The 14535-nt window shown below is 63.8% G+C and carries 6 protein-coding genes; 2 read left to right on the top strand and 4 right to left on the bottom strand.

Going from position 1 to position 14535, the window contains the following annotated elements:
- Positions 1–253 precede the first annotated feature (253 nt).
- Genes NFG57_RS08990 through NFG57_RS08980 form a run of 3 tightly spaced genes read right to left on the bottom strand, consistent with a single transcriptional unit; the run spans position 254 to position 5300 of the window.
- A complete protein-coding gene (locus NFG57_RS08990; protein ID WP_253028700.1) occupies positions 254–4165 on the bottom strand; it encodes an AAA family ATPase in 3912 nt (1303 codons plus the stop codon).
- Between the two features lie 32 nt (positions 4166–4197).
- Positions 4198–4830, bottom strand: a complete 633-nt coding sequence (locus NFG57_RS08985) for a tRNA-(ms[2]io[6]A)-hydroxylase (protein ID WP_222517223.1) — start codon at positions 4828–4830, stop codon at positions 4198–4200.
- A complete protein-coding gene (locus NFG57_RS08980) occupies positions 4827–5300 on the bottom strand; it encodes a DUF1289 domain-containing protein (protein WP_222517224.1) in 474 nt (157 codons plus the stop codon). Before NFG57_RS08980 ends, NFG57_RS08985 begins: the two co-directional genes overlap by 4 nt.
- 251 nt (positions 5301–5551) lie before the next feature.
- Here NFG57_RS08980 and acnB point away from each other — a divergent pair, with 251 nt between their 5' ends.
- Positions 5552–8155, top strand: a complete 2604-nt coding sequence (gene acnB / locus NFG57_RS08975) for a bifunctional aconitate hydratase 2/2-methylisocitrate dehydratase (protein ID WP_348815987.1) — start codon at positions 5552–5554, stop codon at positions 8153–8155.
- A 193-nt stretch (positions 8156–8348) separates the two neighbouring features.
- Here acnB and NFG57_RS08970 read toward each other — a convergent pair whose 3' ends face one another.
- Entirely contained in the window at positions 8349–13304 is a 4956-nt protein-coding gene (locus NFG57_RS08970) for a tandem-95 repeat protein (RefSeq protein ID WP_348815986.1), read from the bottom strand.
- Positions 13305–14011: 707 nt separating this feature from the next.
- On the opposite strand from NFG57_RS08970, the gene rraA reads away from it, so the two are divergent.
- Positions 14012–14497 (top strand): ribonuclease E activity regulator RraA, encoded by a 486-nt coding sequence (rraA, locus tag NFG57_RS08965; RefSeq protein ID WP_045994927.1) that lies wholly within the window; start codon positions 14012–14014, stop codon positions 14495–14497.
- Positions 14498–14535 lie beyond the last annotated feature (38 nt).

Raw genomic sequence — 14535 nt, 5'->3', positions numbered from 1 at the left:
CTAGTCACCGTAGAAAGTCATGCTTTTTGCTGCCACTTTTGTACGTTTTATCGTCTGTTTCATGCTGATTTCGGGACAGCGTGGTGCGAAATTGGCCCTTGCCAGGAGCGCTGGCGACGAGAACACGCAGACTGGGGACGCCTGGAGCTGACAGCGCGAGGCGCCTGGGAGAAACAAACAGAAACGCCCGACTGGCCAAGCCAGTCGGGCGTCGTCTTGTCGGTGAGACGTCAGTGAATGGGTAGCTAGCGCATCAAGCGTCGGTGGTCTGCGATACCCGACGATCAAGCAGGCTTCGCCAGCGCATCAACACCGGCGCATCGCTCAGGCTGACCTGGGACAGCAGGCGGCGAAACTCGCTTCGAACCGCATCGTCGTCAGGATCGACACACGTCAGCCAGACTTCCAGGGCCCCGAGCAATTGATGAAGGTTGCCGTCCCGCTCCGCCTGGGTACGCGCCTGCTCGGCGAGGGTCCGTACCGCTTCGGCGTCGCGACCCAGGCGGTGGCGTACCAGCGCCAACTGGGTGGCAAGCTCCGGGACAAACAGCGTCGTGCGCTCTCGGGCCATCAGCAGACACTGATCCAGATAGTCTTCGGCCTGCTCCAGCTCCCCCATGGCAAGACAGGCGTCCACGTACCACAGGTTCGGACGCTGACTCGGGTCCCGGCCGGTCACTTCCGCCAGTTCCTCGTGGGCCGCCTGAAGCTGCTGCAGGCCTTCACGACTCCCCGCCAACGCCTGCTGCCATCCCAGTACCGCACGGGAGGCGACCTGCCATAGGTGCAGATCGGAGCTGCCGGTGAGCTCATACGCTCGCTGGGCCCGATTGGCCGCCTCGTGGACATGCCCAAGCTGGCGGTACAACGCAGAGGCGTACATCAGCGCCATCGCCAGACTGCCGGGATGATGGATCTCTTCCGCCAGGCGGATGGCCGATTCCACATGGCGTTCCGCCCGCTGGTAGTCGCCACGCAGACACAGCGCCCATCCCTGGAAGCAGGCAGCCGCCACCTGCGGGTGGTCAGAGAACGGCAACCACTCGATCATCATCGGCTTATTCAGCGGATCCAGCTCTTCCAGATGGTCATAGGCCTGGCGAATTCTGCCAGCCCAGTACTCACAGCTTGCCCCGGCGTAGTCGGCCAGGCGCTGGTAGCGCGGGTCCTCAAGGCGCAAGGCGAGATCGTTCAGCCGCGAGGCCAGCAGAAAGGCGTCGGCGTGGGCGTTGCGCTGACTGCAGCCAACCCATAGTCCCCACTTGACCAGGAACGCCTGCTCGAGATCGTCCTCATCCTCGAGGTCGGTGGTGCACTCAGCCAGCAGCTCGCGTGCCTTGACGAAGCTCTCGTGGGCGGTAGGCGAACCATGCCCCTCCAGGGCGAAAGCGGCCTGACCACGCACCGTCAGCAGGCTGATTTCACGCTCAGCCTGAGGCTCGACCTGGCGCAGACTGGCGAGGCCGGCGTCGGCCATCTTCAGCGCCGTGCGATTGGCACTGACCTTGAGCGCCTCCCGGGCGGCAAGCTCGAAGTAGCGCGCGCCTCGAGCGTAGTGACCGCTGCGCCGCAGGTGCATGGCGAAGTCACCGGGATGACGACTGATCCACACCGGGAAACGTTCTTCGATCAACTGAACCACGCGGCGATGCATGTCGACCCGCACGTCACGCGGACAGGAAAGATAGGCTGCCTCATGCAGCAGCTGGTGGGTGAACTGAAATTCTCGCGCCCCCACGTCACCATCGGACGGCTCGATGATCTCGAGTCGACGCATTTCTTCCAGCGCCCGGCTCAGCCGTTCCGGCTCCCAACCACTGCACTCGGCCAGAAAGTCGAAGCGGAAGTGGCGACCCAGCACCGCCGCGATGTGCGCCACTTCGCGATCGCCATCCAGTTGATCGATGCGACTGGTCAACAGGCCAAGCAGGCCGTGGGGCAGTTCGTCGAGCTGGACGCTACGCCCTTCCCGCCGGTCCATGTCGAGACGACGACAGATCTCCTGCAGGTAGAGCGGGACGCCATCGCAGCGCTCGATGATCTGGCCTCGCAGGCGCGGCGACAGATGCAGCCGATAGCGACGAGCCAGCTGGGTCAACAGCCGCGACGACTGCATGGCGTCGAGCCTGCCAAGCGCAATCTGCTGATCCCAGTGCAGTCGAGTGGGCAAGGATTCACGACCATGATGGCTGGCGATCAACAACAGCGGACAGTTGATCGGCAGCCGCGCCTGGAGGCCGGCCAGCACCTTGAACGATGGCTCGTCGACCCACTGCAGGTCGTCGATCATCAGTACCAGCGGACGTTCCTGTGACAGCTCATGAATCAGCCCATGCAGAAGCGCCACCACCGCTTCCACCGCCTCGCTGCTCTGCGCCAGCAGCGAGACTTCGTGAGGTTCGCGAATACCCATGGCCTCTTCGAGCCAACGAATATCGTCGTCATCCAGCTCGCTTAGCCCCAGGCGCTCGACCAACGCGGCCAGGCCCTCGCTGTCGATCTCGCCCCCCAGGTGCCAGCGCACCAGGTGGCGCGCCACACCATAGGATTCCTGCACCGACATACGGGTATTGGGCTGCCAGCAGATGGTGGCGTCGCGACTCTGCTCAAGGTGACGAAACCCCACCAGCAGAGCCGACTTGCCAAGCCCGGAAGGCCCCTTCACCAGCACGCTCTGACGCAGACCGATACCGGCCCGCGCCAGGGCATCGCGCAGCATGCGCAGCGCGTTTTCGCGCCCCACCAGGCTTGGCGGCGTCGCGTCACGGCCGCCCTCATTGGTGCCCAGCACCAGGGCACGCAGGCGGACTCGGCCGTCGCTTGCCACCAACCGGGAAAACAACCTCGGTTGCAGGTCCAGCGCCGGCGGCATGTGCTGGCTGGCCTCCTGAGAAATGACGAGTTCGCTGCCCTCGGCGGCGCTCATCAGGTCGAGTGCCCGCTGGGTCACCTGACCCAGCGGATCCACCAGGTGGCGCGACGGCAGATAGACCACCTGGCCGCTGTTCAGGCCCGCCGCCAGGGTCATGCGGGGTAGGCTCCCTTCACCGGTCCAGTGTCGCTGCGACTCTTCCGCCAACAGACGTCGACAGTGTTCGTACAGGGCCACCAGTTCGGCCAGCTGATGCGCCGGCCCATGGGTACCGAAACAGGCAAGCCCCAGCCCGCCCGTGGCACCGGGCAACCAGAAGCCACCCAGATGGTGGCACTGCTTCTCGAGCCAGCGCATCAGTTCGATCTGCAATGCCAGACAGGCCCGTGTCTCGGCCCGGCTGCCCATGTCGCCGTCCAGTGTCAGGCGAATCGCCATGACCGACAGCTGCCGGTGCTCGACCTCCTCTTCGCCGAGCGGCGGACTGTCCATCGCCAGGGTCCGCGAGAAGGCGCCCTTGGGCGACAAGGACGGGTTTTCGGGCTGCCCGTCGGACCAGTAGCAAGCCAACTGCAGGAAACTGGGGTCTGGCTGTTGCCCGGACAGCGCCAGCAACTGCAGGAAGGCGTTGTACTGCTCATGCGCCGCCGCCATCTGGCCTTGCTCGGCCAGTTGGCGCACCAGCTTTTCATGAAAGGGAGCGTAGCCGGAAAATCGGCTGACCAGCTCCTGCAACAGCGCATCGGGGATGCTGCCTTCCTGGTCGAGCACGTCTTCAGCGAAGCGAATGACTCGCTGGCGCCACTCGTTGCGCACCTGAATCAGCCAACGCTGGAAGTCGGGACAGGCCGGCAGCTGCAGTTCCTCCACCAGGTCGCCTCGATACAACCCCAGCAATTCTTCCAGGGTGTCGATGTCACGACTACCCTCCAGCAGCCGCTGCAGGTCATGAACATCGAACCCCCATTGCGCCGGCAGTTGAAAGGCGATGGTCTGGCGCGACACCGTCAACACCTTGTCGGCCTCATCCCCCAGCGACTGGCGCAGACAGTGAAGGGCATGTCTCAGGTTGGTGCGACCGGAGGACAACCCCTGGTCGGGCCACAGCAGTTCGGCCAGGGTCGCGCGGTTGACCGGCTGCTGATGCAGCAGCAGGTAGACCAGCAGCGCCTTGACCTTGTCGTAGCTGAATTGAACGAGGACATCGTCTCCCAGGTTGAGGGAAAAGTGCCCAAAGAGTGCCAGGTGGTCCTGGTCCGTTATCTGGGAAGCATCGTGTTGGGCGTCCCGCATGATGGTGTCCCTGCGTGGCGGTGCTATCGGCCTCAGGCCGGCACACCGCTGTGAAATCGAAAGGCGACGTCCGGGGTCGTCACAAGTTGCTCTTCGCGGGCCTTGAAGACCGCAATGCGCGCTTCTATCGGCGCGTCTGAAAGCTGGCTCGCCAGTGTGATGTAGTCCTCGAAGTGGCGTCCTTCCGACTTAACCAGACCTCGGTAGAACTTGGCAAGTTCGTCGTCGAGATGTGGAATAAGTCGCGCAAAGCGTTCACAACTGCGCGCCTCGATCAAGGCACCGACGATCAGCACATCCACCAGACGCTCCGGCTCATCGCGCCTGACCAGTTCCCTCAGTCCTTCAGCATAGCGCGATGCGCTGAGATGGCGGTACTCAATCCCCCTGGCGCGCATGATTTTCACGACCTGCTCGAAGTGCAGAAGCTCTTCACGGGCCAATTGCGACATCTTGGTCAGCAGGTCGACGTGATCCACGTAGCGATACATCAGACTCATGGCCGTGGACGCCGCTTTCTTCTCGCACTGGGCGTGATCGATCAACAACAGGGTTTCATTCTCCAGCGCCCACTCGACCCATGCATTCGGCGTCGCACACGGCAGGAAATCGAGAAGCTCCTCAGGCAGCGAGGTGTCATGGTCGGGGCTGATGGTGACATTCATGAAAGCGGTTTCCATTGCTGGGCCCCATCGGGCCCGGACTCGAGATGAAGTGTCCGACGTTCTTCGGCGGCCTGCTGAAGGGCCTGGCTGATGGCGGCGTACAACTGCTGAGGCTGGCCAGGAACGCCTGGGCGCAGCACGATACCGTAGGCTGCCAGGTCGCCGATACGATCACGCCCCACCCGCAGCAGCTCTATCACCCGTGACGCCGCCGGCTGGGACGAACGAAAACGCACGCGATGACGTCGCATCTGGCGCTCCAGCAGGTCTTCGTCGATCACCTCGACGAAATTCGCGGCCACCTCGATACGCAAGGCGTCCAGTTCCCCGATCCGCCTCTCGCGCTCATCGCCATCCAGCGAGAACCAGCGCAGAATTTCCTGATCATGGCGCTGACAGCCGCGGCAGACGTTATCGCCCACCGTGGTCGAACACAGCCCGACGCAGGGCGACACCACAACTTGGGTCATCGTCGGACACCTCATCGTGCTAAAAATTGAATCGGCACATGGTAACGCCTGCCTCGAGCGGACACACCCCTACCCCAGTCGAATAGGCACGAACCGGCCTCGGCGACCAAAGTTCAAAGCCCGTCATGACGGGCTCTCTTAACATTGTCGACAGTTTATTCTAGAATCCCGGCCACCGTTGACAGCGTGTCCCTCACGTTCGAGCGAGACGCGTTCGAGCGTGACCACCACAAACCAATGAGGGCCCCCACGTGCTTGAAGCCTATCGCCAACATGTCGAAGAGCGTGCCCAGGAAGGCATTCCCCCCAAGCCGCTGAACGCCGAACAGGTCGCCGAACTGGTCGAACTGCTCAAGGCGCCGCCCGCCGGAGAAGAAGAGACTGTCCTCGATCTGCTGACCAACCGCGTTCCGCCCGGGGTGGACGAGGCCGCCTACGTCAAGGCCGGTTTCCTGACCGCCCTGGCCAAGGGCGAAGCCGAATCTCCGCTCATCGACAAGGTGCATGCCGTCAAGCTGCTGGGCACCATGCAGGGTGGTTACAACATCGCGACCCTGGTCGAACTGCTCGATGATGCCGAGCTTGCCAAGGAAGCCGGCGAGCAGCTCAAGCACACCCTGCTGATGTTCGACGCCTTCCACGACGTCGCCGACCGCGCCAAGGCCGGCAACGAGGTGGCCAAGGACGTGATGCAGTCCTGGGCCGACGCCGAATGGTTCCTGTCCAAGCCGGCACTGGCCGACAAGATCACCCTGACCGTGTTCAAGGTGCCCGGCGAGACCAACACCGACGACCTCTCCCCGGCCCCCGACGCCTGGTCACGTCCGGATATTCCGCTGCATGCCAACGCCATGCTCAAGAACGAGCGTGACGGCATCGAGCCCGAAGTCCCCGGTACCAAGGGCCCCATGGCGCAGATCGAAGCGGTCAAGGCCAAGGGCTTCCCGGTGGCCTACGTCGGCGATGTGGTGGGTACCGGTTCCTCGCGCAAGTCCGCCACCAACTCGGTGCTGTGGTTCTTCGGCGACGACATCCCCAACGTGCCCAACAAGCGCGCCGGTGGCTTCTGCTTCGGCGGCAAGATCGCCCCGATCTTCTTCAACACCATGGAAGACGCCGGCGCCCTGCCGGTCGAGATGGATGTGTCGAAGATGGAAATGGGCGACGTCATCGACGTCTACCCTTATGAAGGCAAGGTCTGCCGTCACGACACCGACGAAGTGATCTCCACCTTCGAGCTGAAGACTCAGGTCATCCTCGACGAGGTCCGCGCAGGCGGCCGTATCCCGCTGATCATCGGTCGCGGTCTCACCGACAACGCCCGCAAGGCGCTGGGTCTGGAGCAGTCCGACGTCTTCCGTCTGCCCGAGCAGCCCAAGGACACCGGCAAGGGCTTCACCCTGGCCCAGAAGATGGTCGGCAAGGCCTGCGGCCTGGAAGGCGTGCGTCCCAGCATGTACTGCGAGCCGAAGATGACCACCGTCGGCTCTCAGGACACCACCGGTCCGATGACCCGTGACGAGCTCAAGGATCTGGCCTGCCTGGGCTTCCAGGCGGATCTGGTCATGCAGTCGTTCTGCCACACCAGTGCCTACCCGAAGCCGGTGGACGTGGAAACCCACCACACCCTGCCGGACTTCATCATGAACCGTGGCGGCGTATCGCTGCGGCCGGGCGACGGCATCATCCACTCCTGGCTGAACCGCATGCTGCTGCCGGACACCGTCGGCACCGGCGGTGACTCCCACACGCGTTTCCCGATGGGCATCTCCTTCCCGGCGGGCTCTGGCCTGGTGGCCTTCGCCGCTGCCACCGGTGTCATGCCGCTGGACATGCCGGAGTCCATCCTGGTGCGCTTCAAGGGCAAGCGTCAGCCTGGTGTCACCCTGCGTGACCTGGTCCATGCCATTCCCTACTACGCCATCCAGAAGGGGCTTCTGACCGTCGAGAAGTCCGGCAAGAAGAACGCCTTCTCTGGTCGCGTGCTGGAGATCGAGGGCCTCGAGGATCTTACCGTCGAGCAGGCCTTCGAGCTGTCCGATGCCAGTGCCGAGCGCTCCGCGGCAGGCTGCACCATCACCCTGTCCGAAGACTCTGTCTCCGAGTACCTGAAGTCGAACATCACCCTGCTCAAGTGGATGATCGCCAATGGCTACGGTGACAAGCGCACCATCGAGCGTCGCATCCTGGCCATGGAAGAGTGGCTGGCCGACCCGAGCCTGATGCGCGCCGACGCCGACGCCGAGTATGCCGAGGTCATCGAGATCGACCTGGAGCAGCTCAAGGAGCCGGTGCTGTGTGCCCCCAACGACCCGGACGACGCCCGTCTGCTGTCCGAGGTAGCAGGTCAGAGCATCGACGAGGTGTTCATCGGTTCGTGCATGACCAACATCGGCCACTTCCGCGCCGCCGGCAAACTGCTCGAGAAGCAGCCCGCCGGCAGCCTGAAGACCAAGCTGTGGCTCGCCCCGCCGACCAAGATGGACCAGCACCAGCTGACCGAGGAAGGCTACTACGGCATCTACGGCCGCGCCGGCGCACGCATGGAAATGCCGGGTTGCTCGCTGTGCATGGGTAACCAGGCCCGTGTCGCCGCCAAGAGCACGGTGGTATCCACCTCCACCCGCAACTTCCCCAACCGTCTGGGTGATGGCGCCGACGTCTTCCTGGCCTCCGCCGAACTGGCCGCCGTGGCCGCCGTGGAAGGTCGCCTGCCGAGCGTCGATGAGTACCGTCGCTACATGGGCGAGTTCGACGCCATGGCCGGCGAGATCTATCGCTACATGAACTTCCACGAGATCGAGGAGTACCAGAAGGCCGCCTCGAACGTGATTCCGGTGGCCCAGGAAGCCTGAATCATCTGACGGTCAACGGCTCGAGCCTGTCGCCAGACCTACTCGAGCCTTGAATCACAAGGAAGCGCCCCGGGGAGCGAGTTGCGTTCAACTCCCCGGGGCGCTTTTTCATGCCTTGCCAGCAAAGGCCGTGTCACTGGGTGGGCGGCTGACCGCCCACCCCACCTTCCCTGGCCTGCCTTCCTCGCCTGCTTTACTCGACCCTCAACTGACCATCGTCGAGCAGGTTCTGCAGGAAGGCGTCACCGTCTGCGCCCATCTGCACGCCCTGAAGCACAACGACCTGATCGGCGTTGGCACCTCCAGCCGCCAGGTTGCCTTCGCTGCTGATGGACAACAGGGTATCGTCCCCGTCCTGACTGGCCTGAAGGTAGTCCGCCAGATTGTCCTCGTCGGCGCCCTGAAGAAGATCGGCAAGATCGAGCCGGTCGGCCTCGGCCTCAACGCCATACTCACCGACGGTGAAGTCGGCCACGGTATCCTGCGCCGGTGCCGTTGTGCTGCCCGCGTCACCAAACTCCCAGGCGAAGACATCGGCCCCGGCACCACCGACCAACAGATCATCATCGGCACCGCCGACCAGCAGGTCGTCGCCGCCGCCACCGATCAGGATGTCATCACCGGCACCGCCGGACAGGCTGTCGTTGCCACCGTCAGACCGATCCGCGATAGCCAGGGTCTCGACGTTGTCCCTGACGTAGTCGATGATCTGCTGATCCGTCGGCTCCGCCCCACCATTCACGCCCCACCTCAGGAACTCGACAAGGCCGAGATAACCCAAGCCATCGTGTTCTCCCGCCTGGAAACTCTCGCCACTGTCGCCATCCACCCAGGACAGTCCATCGCTGTTGACGGTATCGCCGAACAGGACATCGTCTCCCTCGTTGCCTGCCAGGACATCATCGCCCAGCGCGGCCAACTCGGCCTGGCTGCCTCCGCCAAACAGGGCCGCTTCCAGTTCTTCGGCGGTATTGACCACCTCCACCTGCCCGGTCTCGAGAATGTCTCCATCGTCGAGCAGGCGCTGCTCCAGTCGGATCTGATCGATATCGAGACTGTCGTTGGTGCGGTTGCCGCTGTCGACCAGGAACCGGAGACGATACTCCCCCGTCTCGAGAAAGCCGGTATCGACCGTCGTCCAGTTCGGGGCGTAGGTCAGTGAACTGCTGGCGTACTCCTGCCATTGGCCACCTTCGCGCACCTCGACCACATAACCCATCGAATCGTTCGACTGACTGAACACACTGGTGCTGTAGCGAAACAGCAGCGAGGTGTACAGCTGGTCATCGGGATCGTCATCGACGAAGAAAGAGGTACTGACCACTTCCGCCGCCTGGTCGTCATTGGCGTTGTCCCTGATCCGCAACTTGCCCCCGAACTGGGCCGCCACCGTGTTGGCGTCGGAGACCTTGGTCCAGGTCTCTACCCTCAGCGCGTCCGTCGAACCGCGCGTGAAATTGGCAAGCCTGACACCATCGACCACGGTGCCCTGGTAAGACAGCGCCCCGGTGCCCGACACATCCGTATTGTCGAAAAACTCGAGAACATCTTCCCTGGTCGCGTCACCGATGCCGACCGCTCGCACGCTACTGAGCGCGGCCAGCTCGGTATAGGCGTCGGCGGCCTCCTTGATGGCGGTGGCGTCGATCGCTGTGGCGCTCACCGTGCGTCCGGCATCATCCGTGTAGTGTGTGGGCCCACCATCGGTCAGGATGAAGCTCAGGTCCTCGAAATCGGCGAATTGGGGATCGGCGTCCTGCGCCGCCAGCCACCCAGATGCAGTGCGAATGCCGGCTTCCAGATTGGTGCCGCCCTCCGCCCTGAAACCGTCGATGAAGCTCACCACATTGGCGATATCGTCAGCGCTGCTGAGGTCGATGACGATATGATCGACGGCATTGGTGCCGAAATCGACGATCTGCAGATTGATCTGGCCGTCATGGGCCACCAGGTCGGTCAACAGGTTCTTGAGCGCCGCCTGAACCAGCTCGAGTCGACTCAGGCCTGGCGTCCCCGACGGCACCACCATGCTGCCGGTGGTATCGACAATCAGCGAAATATTGTAGTTGGTGGCCGGCGTCAGCACCGCCTCCAGGCCACCTCGATCACCGATCAGCACGTCGCCGCCGGCCCCTGTCGCTTCGTTATCGTCGTCGTTGTCCCCCACCACCAGTTCGTCCGCAGGACCTTCGACGCTGACCGTCGCTTCGGCCTCGGCGCTATCCCCATCGTTGTCGGTCAGGGTGTAATCGATCACCGCCTGCCCGCCAAAGGTCGGGTTGGGGAGGAAGGTCAGCGATCCGTCGGTGTTCACGCTTACCGTACCGACGCTGTCTCCTCCACGCACCGCAGCCGCCGTCACGCTTGCCCCATCGGCACCCGCTTGATCATTGTCGAGCACCTCGATGACCACCGGCGCGCCGCCGCTCGCGCTTGCCGCGTCGTCCGCCGCCAGCGGCGAATCGTCGTCGACCACGACATTCAAGCTGCCCTGGGCTTCGTCGCCGTCACTATCGCTGACGACGTAGTTCAGGGTCAGATCAATGTCATCCTCGGAGCCAGGGTCGCTGTGGTCCAGCGGACCGGCCAGGGTGACCTGATAGGCACCCGTGAGCAGATTGGTCAGTACCGCCGTCAAGACGACGCTGCCGCCTGCGCTGCCCACCAGCTGGCGACCATCGCCGCTGACCGAGAACATGACCGGCATGCCCCCGGAGGTCAGCCCACTCGGACTCGGGGCCAACCAGCGGAAGTCGCCGGCGCCATCCGTGCCGGCATCGTAGCCAAGTACTCCGGCCACCTGAGTCGCTTCACCCGCGACATCGTCGATACCCCCCGCGATACCTCCCGCCAGGCCATCCTCATCGACCACTGCCACGGGCACGTCATCACCACTCGGCGTCGTCGGGGTACCGTCGGCGTCCACGATGATCGTCCACTCGGCAAAGCGAGGGTCGCCATCGCCGTCGGTCAGGGTGTAACGCACGGTGGCCACACCACTCTGGCCGGGGTCGGGGGTAAAGGTCAGGGTGCCATCCTGGTTGAGCACTACCGAGCCGGTAACCTCGCTGTCTCCCACCACATTGGCGGCTGTCACGCGGCCACCATCGGCGCCGACGGCATCATTGGCCAGCACGTCCAGGGTCACCGCAGCACCATTGTCGGATACCGAGCTGTCATCCTCGGTCTCTGCGGTGTCGTCATCGATGAGCAGCTCGAGCTGCCCCTGAGCGGTGTCACCGTCGGCGTCGGTGACCGTGTAGGACAGACCAAGGAAGATATTGTCCTCGCTGAACGGCCGCAGATGATCGATGGGCCGATGCAGAACGGCGCGAGCCACGTCCGAACCGTCTTCCAGACTCACCGTGATGACACTCTCGCCGGCCTCGTTGCGGCCGATCAGGCCACGCCCCCCATCGACCACCTCAAAGCTCACCTCGCTACCCTGGGAGGTGAGGCCATCGAGATCGCTGCGAGGATTGTCGTCGGTAGGGCTCTGGGGGCCGGCGGTCAGCGCGATGTCCGCACTCCAGGTGAAGCCGCCTCCCGCCGCCGGCCCATCGGCACCAAAGTCAATCTGGAGATCCCTCACGGCACTGATCGGCTCACCGACCACGTCGCCATTGCCACCGGCATTGCCACCGGGCAATCCATCCTCATCGAGCACGATGCGATGCACATCACTGGTCACCGGCTTGCCATCGGTGTCCTCGACCTTGACGTTCCAGTGGCCGACCATCGGGTCTCCGTCGCAGTCCAGCACCTTGTACTTGATGCGGGCGGTGCCGCTGAAATCGTCAGCGGGGGTGAAGGTCAGCGTCTGGTCGTCATTGATCACCACCTGCCCCTGGCCCGATACCACTTCGGCACTGACCAGGTGCCCCAGGTCGGCGCCCGGGCTGTCATTGGCCAGCACATCCGCGTTCACCGACTCGCCGGACCCGGCGCTGGAATAGTCGTCGACGACCACTGGGGTGTCGTCGTCGATGGTGACCGCCAGATAGCCCTTGGCCTCGCTGCCATCGGCATCCTTCACCACGTAGCCGAGCGACAGATCGATGTCGTCCTCGGTGCCGGTGGCGAAGTGATCCAGCGGGCGCAGCAGGGACACCGTTACCAGATCCGAGTCATCTGCGCGCACCACCGTGAACACGGCTTCGCCGCTCACCTCGTCACGGCCGGTCAGGCTGAGGCCGTCGGCCGACACCTCGTAGACGACGGCGCTGCCCTGGCTCTGCAGATTGGTCGGCAGGCCGTCCGTGGTCCAGTAGAAGGCCCCGCTGGCGGCAGGTCCATCGGCACCAAAGTCATAGCCAAGCCGCGCGCTGGCGCTGGTGGCCTCACCGGCCACGTCCTCAGGGCCTCCGGGGTTGCCCCCAGCCAGGCCGTCCTCGTCGACCACCACCGAGGGAGACCGGGTGTAGGGGTCATCATCGCTCGTTGGCGTCGTGGGGACATTGGCGTCGGTGATCTTTACCGTGACCTTCGCCCGTCCGCGGTCCCCATCGTTATCGATGGGCCTGAGGGTGAACTCGAGCTCCGGATGGGTGGTCTGGTCGAGCCCGTCCCTGGCCTCGAACTCCCAGCTACCGTCGGAGTTCACGATCAGGGTGCCCACCGACAACTCGATGGGTGTGTCCAGACGGTAGAAGCCGATCTCCTCCGACACGTAGACGCGCATTTCACGCAGACCATCGGCGCCAGCATTGACCGACCAGGTACCGCGCGCCACCTCCCCTTCGGCCACCGAGCTCGGTGCCGTGGCGGTGACATCGGGCACGTCATCCTTGACGAAAATCCGCAGATTGTCGGTCTGCACCCCTTGGCTTCCGCCGTTCACTTCCACCTTGAACGGATCGTTGATGCCCTCGTCGCCGCGCCCCTGGGAACGGTGATCGTCAGAGTTGTCGGTCAACTGGTAGTCCCAGCGATAGTTGCCCTGGGCGTCCACCGCCACCGTCAGGGTGCCAAAGTCACCGCTGAGGCTGCCGCCACCGGTCAGGTCGACACCATTGACGACAAAGCCCTCGATCTGTCCTCCGGGCGGCCGCTCGTAGACGCCCCCTGCCGAGGTCGCAACGGCACCTGCCCGGGTGCCGTCATCCAGCCCCGCCTCATCCACCCTGAAATCACTGCTCTGGTTCGCCATGACGCCATCCCCTGTGTCGATGCCAAGAAGGAAAGACGCCGGGTCCACAGCTTGCACGATCAACGCACGACTGGAGCTTGGCCGAGTGACGCCTTTCACCTGGCCAAAGATATGCGGACGGCTGGCATTGCGACGGCCGAACTTGGTCATCGCCGATGGCTTATGCGGAAATCGGCAATGACCTCAAGATCCCCTTATCCGCAACGGATCTTTGGATTCAAGGGGCGAGCCTGGCCACACCGCTATCGCGCTGGCGTCTCCGGCTTCCCCCGTGGCTTTCAGCGCTGCATAGTACCGGCCTTGCACGACCGACCCTCGGCCCGGCCCGCTATCGGTTCGCCAGCACCACGAAAGATCAGCGCCGGTCTGATGCCGGAATCATGAGAGGAACTCACCACCACCGAACGGAGGCCAACGACATGCACTCGCACTCGGGTGCCAGGCAAATCATCGTACCTTCAGTGGAAAAGATCAGGCGGATTGCCAGGGCGTTTCGCCAAGGCATCGATCACATCTCTGGGCTGAACGTGGACAAGCCGGTGAAACGACGCCACTTTTCAACGACCGATTTGACGACTCGCGCACAATTTATCAGAGATCACCGAAATCCATTCCCACGCTCGACCTCCTCAGCCCGTCATCCCCCGGGGGCTGGATAACATCGACACCTGTGGCATCATGCCAGGACTAGCCACGGAGACGCTCCAATGACCCAGATTGTCACGCCCGATATCTGCGACGCCTACCCAGAGGTGGCGGTGTGCGACCCGATCTTCGTCAACTACGGGGGCCAGGAGGCCTTCTTCGGCCCGGTGAAAACGGTCAAGTGCTTCGAAGACAACTCGCTGGTCAAGCAGGCGGTCGCCGAACCAGGAGACGGCGCAGTGCTGGTGGTGGACGCAGGTGGGTCAACCCGCTGCGCCATGCTCGGCGACATGCTCGCGGAACAGGCGGCCGGCAATGGCTGGGCCGGGGTGATCATGTATGGCTGCGTGCGCGACGTGGACATCCTGGCGGAGACCGACCTGGGCATCCAGGCCCTCGGTGCCCACCCACGCAAGAGCGAGAAGCGCGGCGAAGGCCAGCGTGATGTTCCCGTCGCCTTCGCCGGTGTCGACTTCGCACCGGGCCAATGGGTCTACGCCGACAACAACGGCATTCTTGTCGCCGAGTCCCGCCTCGAACTCGATTGACGGTCCATCGCTCTTCCTTGGTCCACCGACCGCCGGGG

This window comes from Halomonas sp. H10-59, assembly GCF_040070555.1.
GTDB lineage: Bacteria > Pseudomonadota > Gammaproteobacteria > Pseudomonadales > Halomonadaceae > Halomonas > Halomonas litopenaei.
This window is presented reverse-complemented; position numbering and strand designations above follow the sequence as displayed.

What these genes read in the sequence shown, in the direction of transcription:
- NFG57_RS08990 (WP_253028700.1), bottom strand. Translation starts at nt 4,165, where the DNA reads ATGCGGGACGCCCAACACGATGCTTCCCAGATAACGGACCAGGACCAC.
- NFG57_RS08985 (WP_222517223.1), bottom strand. Translation starts at nt 4,830, where the DNA reads ATGAATGTCACCATCAGCCCCGACCATGACACCTCGCTGCCTGAGGAG.
- NFG57_RS08980 (WP_222517224.1), bottom strand. Translation starts at nt 5,300, where the DNA reads ATGACCCAAGTTGTGGTGTCGCCCTGCGTCGGGCTGTGTTCGACCACG.
- NFG57_RS08970 (WP_348815986.1), bottom strand. Translation starts at nt 13,304, where the DNA reads ATGGCGAACCAGAGCAGTGATTTCAGGGTGGATGAGGCGGGGCTGGAT.
- rraA (WP_045994927.1), top strand. Translation starts at nt 14,012, where the DNA reads ATGACCCAGATTGTCACGCCCGATATCTGCGACGCCTACCCAGAGGTG.